This window comes from Pseudomonas paraeruginosa PA7 (assembly GCF_000017205.1).
Taxonomy (GTDB): domain Bacteria; phylum Pseudomonadota; class Gammaproteobacteria; order Pseudomonadales; family Pseudomonadaceae; genus Pseudomonas; species Pseudomonas paraeruginosa.
Map to the genome: position 1 here is coordinate 3,083,018 of NC_009656.1, position 16,654 is coordinate 3,099,671.

The 16,654-nt window shown below is 69.1% G+C and carries 15 protein-coding genes; 2 read left to right on the plus strand and 13 right to left on the minus strand.

Features of this window, described 5'->3' with window-relative positions; genetic code table 11:
• Positions 1-2: 2 nt before the first annotated feature.
• The 4 genes from PSPA7_RS14245 to PSPA7_RS32825 are packed head-to-tail and all read right to left on the minus strand — an operon-like array spanning position 3 to position 3,738.
• Positions 3-1,286 carry a dihydrolipoamide acetyltransferase family protein gene (locus PSPA7_RS14245; protein WP_012075765.1) on the minus strand — a complete coding sequence of 428 codons (1,284 nt, stop codon included), beginning with the start codon at positions 1,284-1,286 and terminating at the stop codon, positions 3-5.
• Positions 1,287-2,339 (minus strand): alpha-ketoacid dehydrogenase subunit beta, encoded by a 1,053-nt coding sequence (locus tag PSPA7_RS14250; RefSeq protein WP_012075766.1) that lies wholly within the window; start codon positions 2,337-2,339, stop codon positions 1,287-1,289.
• Positions 2,336-3,568 carry a 3-methyl-2-oxobutanoate dehydrogenase (2-methylpropanoyl-transferring) subunit alpha gene (locus PSPA7_RS14255; RefSeq protein ID WP_012075767.1) on the minus strand — a complete coding sequence of 411 codons (1,233 nt, stop codon included), beginning with the start codon at positions 3,566-3,568 and terminating at the stop codon, positions 2,336-2,338. Before PSPA7_RS14255 ends, PSPA7_RS14250 begins: the two co-directional genes overlap by 4 nt.
• A 41-nt stretch (positions 3,569-3,609) precedes the next feature.
• Positions 3,610-3,738, minus strand: coding sequence for a hypothetical protein (locus PSPA7_RS32825; RefSeq protein WP_255286380.1), 129 nt, complete (start codon positions 3,736-3,738; stop codon positions 3,610-3,612).
• A gap of 139 nt (positions 3,739-3,877) precedes the next feature.
• On the opposite strand from PSPA7_RS32825, the gene PSPA7_RS14260 reads away from it, so the two are divergent.
• Together PSPA7_RS14260 and PSPA7_RS14265 are read left to right on the plus strand one after the other, a co-directional pair.
• On the plus strand, positions 3,878-4,339 hold the full coding sequence (locus PSPA7_RS14260) for an Lrp/AsnC family transcriptional regulator (RefSeq protein ID WP_003151882.1): 462 nt from the start codon (positions 3,878-3,880) through the stop codon (positions 4,337-4,339).
• A 71-nt stretch (positions 4,340-4,410) separates the two neighbouring features.
• Positions 4,411-4,704 carry an inner centromere protein gene (locus PSPA7_RS14265; RefSeq protein WP_012075769.1) on the plus strand — a complete coding sequence of 98 codons (294 nt, stop codon included), beginning with the start codon at positions 4,411-4,413 and terminating at the stop codon, positions 4,702-4,704.
• Here the strand turns inward: PSPA7_RS14265 and PSPA7_RS14270 are convergent, their stop codons facing one another.
• The 9 genes from PSPA7_RS14270 to PSPA7_RS14310 form a co-directional block, all read right to left on the minus strand.
• A complete protein-coding gene (locus PSPA7_RS14270) occupies positions 4,705-5,706 on the minus strand; it encodes a DNA topoisomerase IB (protein WP_012075770.1) in 1,002 nt (333 codons plus the stop codon).
• A 135-nt stretch (positions 5,707-5,841) separates the two neighbouring features.
• Positions 5,842-6,909: an acyltransferase family protein gene (locus PSPA7_RS14275; protein ID WP_012075771.1), complete on the minus strand. Its 1,068-nt coding sequence runs from the start codon at positions 6,907-6,909 to the stop codon at positions 5,842-5,844.
• 82 nt (positions 6,910-6,991) lie between these two features.
• Positions 6,992-8,401: a murein biosynthesis integral membrane protein MurJ gene (murJ, locus tag PSPA7_RS14280; protein ID WP_012075772.1), complete on the minus strand. Its 1,410-nt coding sequence runs from the start codon at positions 8,399-8,401 to the stop codon at positions 6,992-6,994.
• Between the two features lies 1 nt (position 8,402).
• Entirely contained in the window at positions 8,403-9,839 is a 1,437-nt protein-coding gene (locus PSPA7_RS14285; RefSeq protein WP_012075773.1) for an O-antigen ligase family protein, read from the minus strand.
• Positions 9,840-9,841: 2 nt separating this feature from the next.
• Positions 9,842-10,945 (minus strand): glycosyltransferase family 4 protein, encoded by a 1,104-nt coding sequence (locus PSPA7_RS14290; RefSeq protein WP_012075774.1) that lies wholly within the window; start codon positions 10,943-10,945, stop codon positions 9,842-9,844.
• Positions 10,936-12,144 (minus strand): glycosyltransferase family 4 protein, encoded by a 1,209-nt coding sequence (locus tag PSPA7_RS14295; protein WP_012075775.1) that lies wholly within the window; start codon positions 12,142-12,144, stop codon positions 10,936-10,938. Before PSPA7_RS14295 ends, PSPA7_RS14290 begins: the two co-directional genes overlap by 10 nt.
• Positions 12,145-12,152: 8 nt before the next feature.
• Entirely contained in the window at positions 12,153-13,481 is a 1,329-nt protein-coding gene (locus PSPA7_RS14300) for a glycoside hydrolase 5 family protein (RefSeq protein ID WP_012075776.1), read from the minus strand.
• Positions 13,471-14,658, minus strand: a complete 1,188-nt coding sequence (locus PSPA7_RS14305) for a glycosyltransferase family 4 protein (protein WP_012075777.1) — start codon at positions 14,656-14,658, stop codon at positions 13,471-13,473. The genes PSPA7_RS14300 and PSPA7_RS14305 overlap by 11 nt, the downstream gene beginning before the upstream one ends.
• Positions 14,658-16,646 carry a GumC family protein gene (locus PSPA7_RS14310; protein ID WP_012075778.1) on the minus strand — a complete coding sequence of 663 codons (1,989 nt, stop codon included), beginning with the start codon at positions 16,644-16,646 and terminating at the stop codon, positions 14,658-14,660. Before PSPA7_RS14310 ends, PSPA7_RS14305 begins: the two co-directional genes overlap by 1 nt.
• Between the last annotated feature and the right edge of the window lie 8 nt (positions 16,647-16,654).

The window sequence follows — 16,654 nt, forward strand, 5'->3', positions numbered from 1 at the left end:
GCTTACTCCAGGAACAGGGTGGCGGGATGTTCGAGCAGGCCGCGCACGGCCTGGATGAAGGCCGCCGCGTCCATCCCGTCGACCACCCGGTGGTCGAAGGAGGAGGAGAGGTTCATCATCTTGCGCACGACGATGTTGCCGCCGACCACCATCGGGCGCTCGACGATGCGGTTGACGCCGACGATGGCCACCTCCGGATGGTTGATCACCGGCGTGCTGACGATCCCGCCGAGCGCGCCGAGGCTGCTCAGGGTGATGGTCGAGCCGGACAGTTCCTGGCGTTGTGCCTTGCCGCTGCGCGCGGCTTCGGCCAGGCGCGCCACTTCGCTGGCGTTGCCCCAGAGGTCGCGCGATTCGGCGTGGCGCAGCACCGGCACCATCAGGCCGTTGTCGCTCTGGGTGGCGATGCCGACGTGCACCGCGCCGTAGCGGGTGACCACCTCGGCCTCGTCGTCGTAGCGCGCGTTCAGTTGCGGGAACTCACGCAGCGCCACGACCATGGCGCGGACCAGGAACGGCAGCAGGGTCAGCTTGCCGCGCTGGCCGCCCCATTTCTGGTTGAGATGGGCGCGCAGGGCCTCCAGGTCGGTGACGTCGATTTCCTCGACATAGCTGAAATGCGGGATGCGTCGCTTGGCGTCCTGCATCTTCTGGGCGATCTTGCGACGCAGCCCGATCACCGGCACCGCCTGTTCGTCGTGGCGCTCGGCGTAGCCAGGCGAGGCGCCGCCGCGGCTGGCGTTGCCATCCTGGGTCAGGTAGGCGTCGAGGTCCTCGTGGAGGATGCGTCCGGCCGGACCGCGTCCCTGTACGAACTGCAACTCGATGCCGAGGTCGCGGGCGCGCTGGCGCACCGCGGGGGAGGCCAGCGGACGTTCGCCGGGCTGGCGCCGTTGCGTCGGCGCCTCGCTGTCGCGGAACGCGCGCGGTGCCTCGACGGCGGGTTTCGCCGGGGCGGCCGGGGCCTCCCTGGGGTGCTCGGGAGCGGCCGCGACAGGCGTCGCCGGCGCCGCCGCGGCCGGACTGTCGGCGAGGTTGCCGGCGCCTTCCACTTCCAGGCGGATCAGTTCGCCGCCCACCGCCATCACCTGGCCCGGCTGGCCGCCGAGGGCGAGAATGCGTCCGGCCACCGGCGAGGGGATCTCCACCGTGGCCTTGTCGGTCATCACCTCGGCGAGAACCTGGTCTTCATTGACCGAGTCGCCGACCTGGACATGCCATTCCACCAGTTCGACCTCGGCGATGCCTTCCCCGATGTCCGGCATCTTGATCACATGGGTACCCATTCAGACCTCCATCACACGCTTGAATGCCGCGCCGACGCGCGCGGGGCCGGGGAAATACGCCCACTCCTGGGCATGCGGGTAGGGGGTGTCCCAACCGGTGACGCGCTCGATCGGTGCCTCCAGGTGGTGGAAGCAGTGCTCCTGCACCAGCGACATCAGCTCGGCGCCGAAACCGCAGGTGCGGGTCGCCTCGTGGGCGATCACGCAGCGGCCGGTCTTCTTCACCGAGGCGACGATGGTTTCCAGGTCCAGCGGCCAGAGGCTGCGCAGGTCGATGATCTCGGCGTCGAGGCCGGTCTCATCGGCCGCGGCCTGGGCCACGTAGACCATGGTGCCGTAGGTCAGCACGGTCAGCGCCGCGCCGGGGCGGACGATCGCCGCCTTGTCCAGCGGCACCTTGTAGTAGCCGTCCGGCACCTGGCTGGCCGGATGCTTGGACCAGGGCGTCACCGGACGGTCGTGGTGGCCATCGAACGGGCCGTTGTAGAGGCGCTTGGGCTCGAGGAAGATCACCGGGTCGTCGTTCTCGATGCAGGCGATCAGCAGGCCCTTGGCGTCGTAGGGGTTGGATGGCATCACCGTGCGCAGGCCGCAGACCTGGGTGAACATCGCCTCCGGGCTCTGGCTGTGCGTCTGCCCGCCGTAGATGCCGCCGCCGCAGGGCATGCGCACGGTCATCGGCACAACGAAGTCGCCGGCCGAGCGGTAGCGCAGGCGCGCGGCCTCGGAGATCAGCTGGTCGGAAGCCGGATAGACGTAGTCGGCGAACTGGATCTCCACCACCGGGCGCAGGCCGTAGGCGCCCATGCCGACCGCGGCGCCGATGATGCCGCTCTCGGAGATCGGCGCATCGAACACCCGCGAGGTGCCGTATTTCTTCTGCAGGCCTTCGGTGCAGCGGAACACGCCGCCGAAGTAGCCGACGTCCTGGCCGAACACCACCACGTCGTCGTCGCGCTCGAGCATGATGTCCATCGCCGAGCGCAGCGCCTGGATCATGGTCATGCTGGTGACCGTCTGGGCGTTCTCGTGTTGCGGATTCATGGCATTCATACCCCGAGCTCCTGGCGTTGCCGGCGCAGGTGCTCCGGCAGTTCTGCATAGACGTCCTCGAACATACTGGCGGCGCTCGGCACCCGGCCATCGATCAGGGTGCCGTGGCTCTCCGCCTGTTTCTGCGCGGCCAGCACTTCGGCTTCGAGGGCCTTGTGGGTGGCTTCGTGCTGTTCCTTCGACCAGATGCCGAGGCCGATCATGTGCCGTTTCAGGCGGGCGATCGGGTCGCCCAGCGGGAAGTTGGTCCAGTCGTCGGCGGGGCGGTACTTGGACGGGTCGTCCGAGGTCGAGTGCGGGCCGGCACGGTAGGTGACCCACTCGATCAGGGTCGGCCCGAGGTTGCGCCGGGCGCGCTCGGCGGCCCATTCGGAGGCGGCGTAGACCGCCAGGAAGTCGTTGCCGTCGACCCGCAGCGAGGCGATCCCGCAGCCCACGCCACGGTTGGCGAAGGTGGTGCCTTCGCCGCCGGCGATGGCCTGGAAGGTGGAGATCGCCCACTGGTTGTTGACCACGTTGAGGATCACCGGCGCGCGGTAGACATGGGCGAAGGTCAGGGCGGTGTGGAAGTCCGACTCGGCGGTGGCACCGTCGCCGATCCAGGCCGAGGCGATGCGCGTATCGCCCTTGATCGCCGAGGCCATGCCCCAGCCGACCGCCTGGATGAACTGGGTGGCGAGGTTGCCGGAGATGGAGAAGAAACCGGCCTCCTTGCTCGAGTACATGATCGGTAGCTGGCGGCCCTTGAGCGGGTCGGCCTCGTTGGAGAGGAGCTGGCAGATCATGTCCACCAGCGGGTACTCGCGGGTGACCAGGATGCCCTGCTGGCGATAGGTCGGGAAGCACATGTCGCCGTCGCGCAGGGCCAGGGTATGGGCGGTGGCGATGGCTTCCTCGCCGAGGCACTGCATATAGAAGGAAAGCTTCTTCTGGCGCTGCGCGGTGAGCATGCGCGCATCGAAGATGCGGGTCTTGAGCATCGCCCGCATGCCGCGCAGCAACTGTTCGTCGCTCAATTGCGGATTCCACGGGCCGACGGCGTTGCCGTCGTCGTCGAGCACGCGAACCAGGCTGTAGGCCAGGTCGCTGGTCTCGGCGGGTTCGACGTCCACCGGCGGCTTGCGCACTTCGCCGGCGGGGGACAGGTGCAGATAGGAAAAGTCGGTCTTGCAGCCAGGACGCCCGGTGGGCTCCGGGACATGCAGACGCAACGGCTCGTAATCACTCATGACAGGCCTCCGGCCCGGTCCGGGCCAAACGGTTGGAGAGATCAGAAACGGGCGAACGGCGCTCGAAGCGGCGGACTGGGCGGATGGCGGGTTCCCGGCCCGTGGGTGGGGGCGGGTTGCAGGCATGCCGGGGTACGGCAGGCGCGGTCGTACTGGGTGACGTCACTCATGGTGAAGCCCTCGGGTTTTGTTTTTGTAATTTCAGTATAGGCCTCGGGTGCTAGTTTTTTGCTCCAAATTGACTAAGGTATTCCGACAGTATTGGGTTGTTTGAACTACAAGAATCACTAACAAGAGAAACAACGAACCATGGCCGAACTCGACCGCATCGACCTGAAAATCCTCCGCGCCCTGGCCGACGACGGCCGCCTGAGCTGGCGCGATCTCGCGCAGAGAATCGGCCTCTCGCTGACGCCGACGCTGCGCCGGGTACGCCGCCTGGAGGAGGAACACTACATCCAGGGCTACTTCGCCCGGCTCGACGAGGAACGCCTGTCCGGGGCCATGAGCGTGTTCGTCTCGGTGTCCCTGGAAAAGCAGACCGGCGACTACCTCGCCCGCTTCGAGGAACGCATCGTCGATGCGCCGCAGGTCATGAGCTGTTTCCAGATGACCGGCGATGCGGACTACATGCTGCGGGTGGTGGTCAAGGATCTCGCCGCCTACCAGGCGTTCCTCACCAATACCCTGACCTGCATTCCCGGCGTGGCTGGCATCAAGTCGGCCTTCGCACTGAAGTCGGTGATGCTGCGCTCGGCCCCGCCGCTCTAAGCATGGATCCTGTCTATCTGTGTAACGTTACGCTATTCTGATTGCGTAACGTTACGCAGATGGAGCCTTTCATGAAAGCCAGCAAACCCGGGCCCAAGCCGAGCGGCAAGGCCAAGTCGGCCGCCCAGCGGATGCGCGAGTACCGCGCGCGCAAGGCCGAGGAAGCCCTCGGCGCCGAGCATTCCGACAAGGAGCGCGAGCGGCAGATCCGCCGCGAGGCGCACGCCGAGCTCGAACGGGTGAAGCTGGAGCAGCAGCGCCGCGAACACACCCTGCGCAAGGAACTGGAAGCCTGCCAGACCGAGATTGGTCGCCTGCTCGGGCTGCTGCGCCGGCACGGCATCGATCCGCACCCGGGCAGCTGATCAGCCGGGGGTGTCGAGGAAGGCCAGCAGGGTCGCTTCCTCGGCGCTCAGCCAGCGGCGCTTGCGGGCGCGCCTGAGCTGGCCCAATTGGCCGGCCTGGTAGGCCTCGATGATCGCCGGATGGATGTAGCATTGCCGGCAGATCGCCACGCTGTTGCCCAGTTCGGCAGCGACCTCCGCCACCACCGCGCCGAGCCCGTCGGCCCCGGCCCGGCGCAGGCGCTCCAGCGCCAGGGCGCTGCCGGCCCAGGTGCGGTAGTCCTTGGCGCTGAAGTCCTCGCCGGTCTGGCGGCGCAGGTACTCGTTGATGTCGTGGGAGCCGATGCGGTGGGGGTGGCCGTCCTCGTCCAGGTACTGCAACAGGTCCTGCCCGGGCAGTTCCAGGCAGCGCCGCAGGACCCGCGCCAGGCGCGGATGCTCCAGGCTGACGTCGTGCTCGATGCCGCTCTTGCCCTTGAAGCGGAAACGGATGCGACTGCCGTTCACGTCGACGTGCCGGGTACGCAGCGTGGTCAGGCCATAGGAACGGTTGTCGCGGGCGTAGCGGTGGTTGCCGACGCGGATCAGGGTCGCGTCGAGCAGCGCCACCGCCAGGGCCACCACCTTGTCGCGACCGAGGCCGGGCAGGCGCAACTGGGCGTCGATGTGCCGGCGCAGCCCCGGCAGCGCCTGGCCGAAGCGCAGCAGGCGCTCGTACTTGTCGGCATCGCGTACTTCGCGCCAGCGCGGGTGGTAGCGGTACTGCTTGCGCCCGCGGGCGTCGCGGCCGGTGGCCTGGAGATGGCCGGCCGGGTCCGGGCAGATCCACACTTCGCGGTAGGCCGGCGGGATGGCCAGCTGGTCCAGCCGATGGATCCGCTCGGCGTCGCGGATGCGCTGGCCGTCCGGGTCGAAGTAGACGAAGCGCTTGCCCTGGCGGCGCCGGCGAATGCCCGGCTGGCGATCGTCGACGTAGCACAGGTCGGCGGGCAGGACGGGGGGTGGCGGTGGCGCTGCGCTCATGTTCCGGGTTCCGAAGGGACGCTGCCTGTTTAGGCCGCTGCGTCCGGCGGAACGTTCAACCGCGCTGCGTATTCCTCCCGGCGGCTCGACGGGCCGGTCGGCGGGGCGTTCGCCGCCGTCCGGCCCGGGCGGGCATCAGCGGGCTTCGCCGCCGCCCTGCGGCGCCAGGGCTTTCTTGCGCACCGGGAAGGGGAAGTACAGGGCGCGCAGCAGCGCGACGCGCTTGATCAGCTCGCCGATCAGCAGCGAGGCGATCACCGAGACCACCAGGGCGACGCAGGCGGCGGCCGGCTCCGCCAGGCCCAGGCGCACCAGCAGGGCGAAGGACTTGTGCTGGATCTCGCCATGGAAGATCAGCAGGATCAGGGTCGACTGGCCGATGTAGGTCATGGCCTTGCCCAGCCAGTCGAGCTTCATCATCAGCCCGGACAGCGCCCAGCACACATAGACCCCGCTCGCCGCCTGTACGGTGGCCCAGAACCAATGGTCGTAGCGGCGCTGCGCCATGTCCACCACGGTCGGGTAGTAGAGGAAGCTGCCGATGGTCACGGCGAGGGCGATGCACAGGGTCAGCAGCGAGCTCTGGTGGCGGCGCAGGACGTCGCGCAGGAGGTAGCCGAACATGAAATGGGCGCTGCTGATCAGGGTGATGTCCAGGCTGAACGGCAGGCCCGGCAGCAGGTACTGCTCGCCGCCGAACTCCACCGGGATCTGCCAGAACGTCTTCAGGAACAGGATGCCCAGGCCCAGTTGCATGCCCACCAGCACGCAGGCGGCGCCGAGGGACAGGCCGAGGCGCTGGATGACGCGCAGCATGAGCCAGGCGAACAGGGTCGCCACCCAGAAGTGCGGCAGGTACCAGAGCGCCTGCCAGGGCAGGGTGTCGACCGAGGCGTAGAGGACCCCGCCGATGTCCGGCAGCAGCGGCTGGCCGCGCAGCAGGTCGCGGAGGATGACGTAGCCGAGCATGGTCACGAAGAACGGCTTGAGCAGGGCGTCGGCCTTGCGCAGGGCCATTTCGCCGAAGGGCTGCTCGGTCCTGAAGAACACCCCGGAGATGAAGAAGAACAGCGGCAGGATGAACGGCGACAGCAACGGATAGAGCACGTTCGGCGAGCTGGCGACGAACCAGCTGTGGCCGAAGACGATGATCAGGATGCCCACGCCGCGGGTCACATCCATCTGAATCCAGCGTTTTTTCACTTTGCAACTCCCGCTTGACGCGCTAACTCGGTGTGGTTGTTCGAAGGCCCCCAGGGCCAGGCTCGCTACCCGGAGCCATGGGTCAACTCGTGCGCCAGGGCCGCAGCCAGAGCGCCATGCCGGCCAGCGCCAGGCAACCGGCGAGGGTGCCCAGGCCCAGTTGCAGCCAGGTCCCGTCGATGCGGAACAGCAGGCCGGCGGCGAGCGCCATGGCGACTGCGTTCAGCAGCCAGAGCCGGGCCCAGGGCAGGGCGTCGAGCAGGGCCTGGCGGCGCATCAGCAGCAGCGCGGTGCAGAGCACCCCGCCGAGGGCCGCCAGGGGAATCCCCGGCAGCCCGAAAACGAAGGGCAGGCCGCCCAGCAGCGCGGCGTTCAGTGCGCTGCCGAGCAGCTCGCAGCGCAGCGGCAGGCGGGTGTCGCCGGCGGCATAGGCATAGCGCGCCAGCAGGGCGTTCCAGGCGCCGAACACCAGGGGCACGGCGAACCAGGCCAGCAGCGCCGGCAACGGCGAGCCGGCGGTCTGCTGCGGCAGCAACAGGGCGACCAGGCTGGGCGCGGCGGCCACCAGCCCGACCCCGGCCGGCAAGGTCAGCAGGCTGGCGGTCTCCAGGCCGCGGCGAAGCAGGGCCAGGCGCTCGCCACCCTGGCGTCGACTCATCATGCCGAGCAGCACCTGGTTGAGGCTCATCAGGGCGATCAGCGGCAGGTTCATCAGCTTGCGCGCCAGGTTGACCCAGGTCACCGCGCCTTCGCCGAGCAGCGAGGCCACCAGCCGCTCGACCAGCGCCAGGCCCTGGCTGGCGGCGTTGCTCAGCAGCAGCGGGCCGATCCGTCCGCCGAGCTGGCCCAGCTCGACGCCCGACAGGCGCCAGTGCCAGGGGCGCCAGCCCTCGGACCACAGCGAGGGCAACAGCACCAGCGGCATCAGCAGGCTGCCGATCAGACAGGCCAGGGCCAGTTGCCCGGGCTGGCTGGCCTGGCCGTGCAGGGCCAGGTAGAGCACCGGCGGCAGGTTGAACAGCAGCGAGCCGAGTCCGGCGAGGACGAAGCGCTCGGCGGCCTGCAGGGGGATGCTGAACAGCGCGTGGAGCATCAGGCCCGGCACGCACCAGGCGAGGATCCTCAGGTTGGCCGCGGCCTGGGCGCTGGCGCTCTCGGCCAGGCCGGGGCCGAGGAAGCGCACCAGCCAGGGCGCGCCGGCCAGCAGCAGGAGGCTGAGCAGCACGGCGATCCCCAGCAGCGCCGGCTGGATCGCCGCCAGCCAGTCGAGACGGCGTGCGCCCTGGCGTTCGAGGAACAGCGGCAGCGCCGCCGCGCTGAGCACGCCACCGGCCAGCGACATGCGCAGGGCCTCGGGCAGGAACAGGGCGATGAGGAAGGCGTCGCTGCGCTCGCCAGCGCCCCAGGAGGCGACCAGCAGCCATTCGCGGGCGAAGCCCAGGCACAGGCCGAGCAGGGTGGCCAGGGTCAGCCAGAAGGCGGAGCCGAGCATCTCAGGCCTCGGCCCCGCGCTCGAGCTGCCGCTTGAGCTTGCGATAACCCACCGCCCGCACTTGCGGCTGGCGCTCCGGGAACAGCCGGCGGGCTTCCAGCAGGTTGATCCCGACCAGCAGCCAGAACAGGCCGATCATCACCACGGCGAAGCTGAAGTAGTGGTCGAACAGGCCGCTGACCAGCGCCGCCAGGATGCCGCCGGTGCTGCCCAGCCAGATCGCGTTGTCGCGGGTCAGGCGGATCGGGCCTTTCTCCGGACGCGCCTCGCGCCACCAGCGCCAGGTCACCGCGATGAACAGCAGCATGCCGCCCAGGCCGACCTTGTACATGAAGTTCAGCCACAGGTTGGAGATGCCCAGCAGGTCGGTGCCCGGCACCGGCGGGTCGACCTTGAAGCCGATGCCCAGCGGATAGCGGGCGACGGCCTTGGGGAACATCCGGTATTCGTCGAAGCGCACCTCGGTACTGGCGTTCTGCGGCGAGAAGATGGTCGCCAGGCGCTCCTGCAGCGGCGGGTAGCTGAGCACCAGGACCACCACCAGGCCGACCCCGAGCAACAGCAGGCGGCCGGTGTAGGGCACCTTGCGCAGGGACATCCAGAACAGCACCACCGCCAGGCTGAGCATCGCCCCGCGGGAACTGGCGAGGAGGATCGCGGCGGCGCCGAGGAGCGCCACGGCGAGGCCCAGGCCGCGCCGCCAGCCCTGGTTGGCGACCCCGTAGCAGAACGCCAGGGGCAGCAGCAGGGCCATGATCCCGCCGGTGGCGTTGGGGTGCATCCAGGGCGAGCCCATCCGCGAGGAAAGCGCCTCCAGGCCGAACTTGAGGGTGTCCAGGTTGGCGTAGTTGAACAGCGCCAGGATCGGCGCCATCCCCGACGCCGAGCGGTAGCGGATGAACACCGCGATGGACATCAGCAGCATCGCCAGGGTGCCCAGCAACAGGGCGATGACCAGTGTCTCGCGGTTCTTGCGCTCCACCAGCAGGCGTCCGGCGAGGAACACGATGGACAGGTTGAGCAGCCAGCGCAGCCAGTTCGACAGGCCGCTGGCCTCGGCCTTGATGCTGACCTGGCCGACCACGAACGGCAGCGCGGTGAACAGCATCAGCCACAGCAGCATGCGCTCGGTGGAGCGGTAGCGCAGCGCCGGCGCCGGCGGCAGGCGCGAGAGGAAGATGTGCCAGAGCACCGCGCCCCAGGTCAGGGCGAGGATCGCTTCGCTGACCGTCGAACGGATCCCCACGTTGACCGTGGAGTAGGGCATGAAGGTGGCCACCAGGGCGAACAGCAGCAGCCCCCAGAACGGGAAGCGCAGGATGGTGACCGCGGCCGCCAGGCCGACCATGGCGGCGCCGGCCTTGGCCGGGCTGAGCAACAGCAGCGCTCCGCCGAACGCCAGGCCGAAGACGACAGCGACGAGGTTTCCCAACGACATTCTCAACTCAGTTCCTCGATCAGTGCGGCCAGGCGTTGCCGGTAGGCTTCGCGGTTGAAGCGCGCGGCCCAGGCGATGAGCTCTTCCGCCGAGGCTTCGCGCGGCGCATCGGCCAGGCGCAGCATCAGGCGTTCCAGGGCGGCGCCGTCGGTGGGCGAGAAGCGCGGCGCCGACGGCGGGGTGATTTCGTCCAGCGAGGTGCCGCTGGCCACCGCCACCGGCGTGCCGACGCTCAGCGCCTCGACCACCGGCAGGCCGAAGCCTTCGGCGTAGGACGGTTGCCAGAGCCGCTCGGCCTGGCGGTACAGCGCATGCAGCTCGGCGTCGTCGAGCCCGCCGAGCGCGTGCAGGCCGGGCAGGTCGCGTTGCTCCTCGGGCAGGTGGTCGAGGCTGCCGACCAGTACCAGCGGCGGCACGCCGGGCGCCTGGGCGCGCGCCCGGGCCCAGGCGCGGACGAACCAGGGCACGTTCTTGCGCAACTCGCGGGTACCCACCAGCAGCCAGTAGCGCGGCGGCAGGCCGCGTGCCGAGAGGTCGGCGGGCTCGCCGGCGAAGCCATCGACCTGGTTGGGCAGCACCCGGACCTTCCCGGCGACCCCGGGAAACAGCCGCACGGCCTCGTCGGCGCTGTACTGCGAAGGCGTCCACACGCGGTCGGCGACGCGCAGCGCGTAGGCGATCGACAGGTAGTCGCTGACCCGGTAGACCAGCGCCTTCAGGCGGTTGGCGTGGTAGTTCTTCAGGGTGACCTGGAACAGGTCGTGGATCAGCAGCGCGTAGCGCACGCCCGGCGGACGCGGCGGTAGCGGCAGGCCCATGTTGAAGGTGCTGATGTACAGCTCGATGCCCTGCTCGCGCAGGGCGCGCGGCAGGAAACCGGCTTCGAAGCGCAGGCGCTGGTGCGGCTGGTGCATCGCGGTGCGCGGGCAGCCCCACGGCGGGCAGACCGCCTGCTGGCGCAGCGGGTCGTCGAGAGGCGCCACGGTGAAGCGGGTCACCTGCGTGCCGGGCAGGCTTTCCAGGGCCTGCTCCATGGCATGGACCTGGCGGCTGATGCCCGAGTGCGGCGAGGTGCCGACGGTGCGGTAGTCGAGTCCTATGCGCATGCCGGCGCTCCTTCGGCGAGGCCGGCGTAGACCTGTTCCAGTTGGCTGGCGGCGACGCTCCAGTCGTGCGCGCGGCGTACGTAGGCGCGGCCGTTCTCGCCCAGCGCGCGGGCCTGCCCCGGGTCCTGCAACAGGCGCACCACGGCGTCGGCGAGCTGCTCGGCGGATTCGCCGCCGAGGTAGTCCTCGCCGTCCCGCAGTTCCAGGCCGGAAACGCCCTGCGCGGTACTCGCCAGCGGCAGCCCGGCGGCCAGGGCCTCCAGTACCTTCAGCTTCGAGCCGCCGCCGTGGCGCAGCGCGGCGAGGAACACCGAACTGCTCGATTGCAGTTGCAGCAGGTCGGGAACGAAGCCCTGCCATTCGATGCGCGGATCGCTCCAGCGTTGCGCCCAGCCCGCCGGCAGCGCATAGCCGCAGACGCTCATGCGCGCCTCGGGGCAGCGCGCCCAGACCCGCGGCAGGATCTCGTCGAGCAGCCATTCCACGGCATCGACGTTCGGTGCGTATTCGTAGTTGCCGAGGAACAGCACGCGCTGCGCTTCGGGCGTCGGCCGGGCGGCGGCGAAGTGCTCGCAGTCGACCCCGTTGACCACCACCGGCACCGGGCGCCCGAGCAGCGCGCCGAGCTGCCGCGCATCCTTCTCGGTCACGGCGACGACCGCCGCCGCCTGGCTCATCACCCGGCGTTCCCAGCGGCGGTAGCGCCACTGGTCGTAACGCGCGAAGGGCAGCGCCCAGCCCGGCAGGCGGTCGTAGGTGGCGGCGCCGAGGGACGACTCGACGTTGTGCTCGGTGAGCACGAACGGCTGGCCGGCATCGCGCAGCGGTCGTTCGTAGGGCTGGAAGCTGTAGCTGTGCTCGACCTGGACCACGTCCCAGGGCTCACGCAGCAACTCCGTGGCGGTGCGTTGCAGCGCCGCCGACAGGCCGTTGACGCTGGCCAGCAGCGGGTAGGGCGCGAACAGCGCGGCGAGCAGTGTGGAGAGACTGCGCAGCGGTCGGCGCGGCAGCACGACCAGGCGTTCGAGGAAGGGCTCAAGGGCCCGGCGGTCCTCGGCGCTGACCGGCTGCTTGCTGTGCAGCAGCACGGTGATGCGGTGGCCGCGCGCCGCCAGGCTGCGCAACAGATGGTACTGGCGGGTCTTGCCGCCGCTGGTGGTGGGCCAGGGCGAGTAGGGCAGGATCCAGAGAATACGCATGCGTGGTTTCACTCCCAGACCAGCATCTGCAGGCTGGACTTCACCGGGACATCCAGGCCGTCGTTGCCGCTCAGGGGTGTGACCTTGCCGCTGAGCGGGTCGTGCAGGGTGGCCTGCCTGAGGTCCGGGAGGCGCACGTTGCCGCCGCGGGCCGACCAGAACAGCCAGACGTGGTGGCCGTCCTCGCGGGTCCAGCCGATGCTGAAGGAGCCGTCGGGCAGGTCCTCGGTGAGCGGCGGATCGGCCGGGCGCAGTTTCGGTCCGGTGACCTCGAGGAAGCGTTGCAGGGCCAGGTAGACCGGCTTGGGATTGGCGTCCAGGTCGAGCAGGCCATAGTCGCGGTCGCGCACGCTGGCGCGCTGGTCCAGGTCGCTCAGGGTGAACAGGAAGATCCGGTCGTAGTCCAGCGCGCTCATCAGCGCCAGGCGGCGCAGCACGTAGTCGGCCTGCCCTTCGACACCGATGATGTCCTGGGCCTCCTTCGGTCCCTTGTAGGCCGACCAGCCCCATTCGGTGCTCCAGATCGCCGGTACGCCGGCGTTGCGCAGGGCGCGGTTGAGCTGGTTGGCGTGGGAGACGAAGTCCAGGTTCCAGGGATGGTTGCCTTCCGGCAACTGGGTGTAGGGGTGGTAGCTGGCGATGGTGCCGAGGCTTTCCACGCCCAGGTGACCGAGGGCGTCGAGCATGGTGCGGCCGTCCGGCATCTCGCTGAAGAAGGCCATCCCGGCGGACACCACCGGCTTGTCCGGGTCGACCAGGCGCAGGGCGATGGTGCTCGCCTGGAGCAGCCTGGCGTAGCCTTCCGGATCGGCCTTGGGCCGCCAGAAGCCGATCAGGTTGGGTTCGTTCCACACCTGCCAGGCGGCCACGCTGGGGTAGCGCTGCGAGAGCATGGCCATGCGCCGGGCGAAGACTTCCGGGTCGCGCGGCGGATACTGGTCCTGGAACGGCGAGTAGAACGGCGCTGTGGTGATGAAGCGGGCCGAGCCGACCAGGTAGAACACCGACTTCAGCTGGCGCGCCTCGAGATCCTTGACCAACTGGTCGAGGGAGGCCAACTGGTACTGGTCCTCGGCGGTTTCCAGGCGGTCCCAGTGCAGGTCCAGGCGCACCCATTCCAGCCCCAGCTCCTGCAGGCGGTCGATCTGCTTGTTGTAGCGCTCCGGACTGAACCAGAGGAATTGCGCGTTGACCCCGAGGAAGTCCTTCCAGACCACTTCGCGAGGTGCCTTCAGCACCTGGATCTCGGCGTCCGCGGGACGCCCCCAGAACACCAGCAGCAGTACCACGGCGAGCAGCAGCGCGCTGCCGCCCAGATAGATTCCCTTACGTGCCATGAACGGTTCCCACCATGTCGTTGAACAGTGCCTGGAAGCGCAGCGCGGTGCGCGCCCAGGTCCGCGCATGGCCGATCGCTCCGGCGCGCTCGGCCCAGGCCTGGGCCAGGCGGGGTTCGCGCGCGAGGTTCAACAACTGTTCGGAGAGGGCTGCCACGTCACCCTGAGGGTAGATGGCGCCGTTGCCGCTGGCGACTTCCTCGGCGAACGCGCGGGCGTCCGAGGTGATCGCCCCGCGCCCGCAGGCCGCCGCCCAGGACAGGGCGCCGCTGGTACCGCGCTGCTGGCCGAGCAGGCCGAGCTTCTTCGACTCGCGGTACGGCAGCACCATCACATGGTGGGCCTGGATGGTGCGCGGGATATCCGCGGCGGCCAGGTTCAGGTTCCAGTCGATGGCTTCGGCCAGGCCGAGTTCGGCGATCTGCCCCTTCAACTGGTCGAGGTAGTTGCCGCCGGCGCCGAAGGCCATCTCCGCGGCGGTGCCGCCGGCGAGGGTCAGGCGCACGCGCTGGCGTGTCTCCGGGGCGCTGGCGAACAGGTCGGCAAGGGCTTCGAGGAGGTCCTCGATGCCCTTGCCGCGATAGATGAAGCCGAAGTACAGCAGGCGCAGGGTCTCCAGCGACGGCAGCGGCACCGGGGCGATCTCCAGGTTGCCATGGTTGATCACCTCGACCCGCCCAGGCGGCAGGCGCATCCGCCGGGCCAGGCACTCGCCGCCCAGGCCGGTGAGGGTCACCAGGCGCGTCAGGCCCTGGGCCACGGCGCGCTCTTCGCGCAGGGTCAGCGGGTCGGCGAGCACCACGGCGGCCTGGGGCAACGGAGAGGGCAGGTGTTCCAGCAGGTTCAGCGGCCAGGGCAGGCGCTCGCGGCGCCAGACCATGCGCTCCGGATCGTGCACGGTGGCGCTCAGTGGCAGGCGCGGGAAGCGCTTGCGCAGCTCGCGCAGGGCGATGAACTCGCCGAGGCGGCCGCCGCCGAGTTCGGCATGGACCAGGTCGAAGACGTTCCAGTCGACGCTGTCCAGCCGGCTGACGATGTTCGCGCTGCCGGCCGCCACGCCGGCGAGCGGCGTGGCTACTTCGATGCCGAGACCCTGCAGGGCGTTGCGGAAATGACTGGCGTAGTCGGCGATGCCATTCTTTTCCGGCGGCAGGGGCGCGAGGAGGGCGATGCGCATCAGAACGCGCTCCGGTAGCGGGCGATGGTCTGCAGGACCTTGCTCGGCACCTCGAAGCGGCGCCGGTTGATGATGATCCCGTCGACCTTGCCGAACGCCGTGGTGAGGATGGTCAGCGCATGCTCGACCACCGGCACGGTGCTCTTCTGCGCCTCCACCACCAGGGCGATCAGGTCGGCGCGGCGCAGGGCGATGAAGGCCTCGCGGCTGTCCAGCAGGGCCGGCGCGTCGAGCAACACCACTTCGCCCGGCTGGGCCGGCTCGCCGCCGACCCGCACGCGCACGCCGTTCTCTTCCAGCAGGCGGCGCAGCTGCTCGATGATGAAGGTCACGCCTTCGCCGTGGCGCGCCGAGGTCAGGCCGAGGGTCAGGCCCTTTTCCTCGATGCGCGCGTAGGGCAGCAGCCCGTACAGCCGGTAGATACTGGCGGTGAAGGCGTTGCTGCTCTCCGCGGTGCTGTCGCTCAGCTCCGGCAGGGTGGTCCACAGCGGCAGGCCGAACTTCTCCTCGACCAGGCCGCCATCGTGGATGCGCTGGTCGAGCAGGTAGCAGAGGTATACCACCAGCAGGCCGACGGCGAGACCGAAGGGCACGGCGAGGAACAGCATCAGCAGGGTCTTCGGGAAGATCCGCCCGGGGTTGTAGGTGGCTTCCTCGATCACCGAGATGTTGCTGATCTGGCTCTTGTCCAGCTCGCGGTCGATCCGCGATTTCTCCAGGCTGTCGACGTACAGCGCGTAGTTGCGCTCGGTGGCGTTCAACTCGCGCTGCAGGCGCGCCAGGGTCGGCTCGATATCCAGCGCCTCGCGCCGTTGCGCCTCGAGTTCGGCGAGCTGCTTTTCCTGCTCGGCGAGCTGGGTGCGCAGCGCCGCGTTGTTGCTGGTCTCGTCGAGCAGCACGCGCTCCAGGTGGGTGGTCAGGGTGTTCGGCGCGCGGTCCTCGGAACTCTGCACGGTGGCGCCTTCGTCCCGGACCTCTTTCTCCAGGGCGCGGATCGACGCATCCAGGGCTTTCACCGGCGGCGCGTCGTCGGTGTAGGTGCGCATCATGTCGGCGCGTTCCAGGCGCTTCTGGTTGAGCAGCCGGCGCAGGTCCTGCTGCGCCGGGTTCAGGGCGATCTGCCGCACCGTGACGATTTCCCGCGGCAACCCCTTCAGCTGCTGGCGGGTGGACTCCAGGGCGCTGTCGGAGGAGGCGATCAGGCGGATCGAGTTGAAGCGCTCGCCGCGCAGCACGTTGATCCGTTCGGAGAGATCCTGCAGGCGGTCCTCGATGCTGGAGGCGCCGATCTCATTGAGATGCTTGAGAATCTGCGCCTTGTAGCTCTTGATCTGCGCCGCGCTGTCGGCGGTCTGTGCCTCGTAGAAGGCGTACAGGCTCTTGCGGCCGAGCGCCTGGGTGCGCTCCTCCATGTAGATCTCGATCCAGGCCTTGACCACTTCCTGGGCGACTTCCGGCTCGCTCCAGGTGAAGCTGATCTCCATCACCGTCGAGCCGGCCGCGTGGGTGACCTCGAATTTCTTCTCCAGGTCCTTGGCCAATCGCTCGACCGCGGTGGTTTCCTCGATCACGCCGAAGGTTTCCAGGGTCACGCGTATCCCGTCGAACACCGCGCCGACGGCTTTCTTCACATAGAACTTGGTGCGCTTCCACAGGCCCTCCGGCGGCGGCCGGTTGGCCAGCACCTCGAGGTAGCGCTCGGCCACCTGGCGGACGATCGGCCGGCCGGTGAGCAGGCGCTCTTCGTCGACGATCGGGTCGCGCTGGGTGCTGGGCATGACCAGCGCCTGGCGGTTGCTGATCTCGATCGGCAGGGTCGAGTCGCGGCCCGGCTTGACCAGCAGGCGCGCGTTGGACTCGTACTTGGCCGGCAGCAGGAAGGCGCCGAGGACGATGATCACCAGCGCGCTCAGGGCGGCCAGCTTGAATTCGCGCTGGTAGATGAACAGCAGGCGCAACAGGTCACGCAAGGAACGGATTTCTATCATGGCGATGG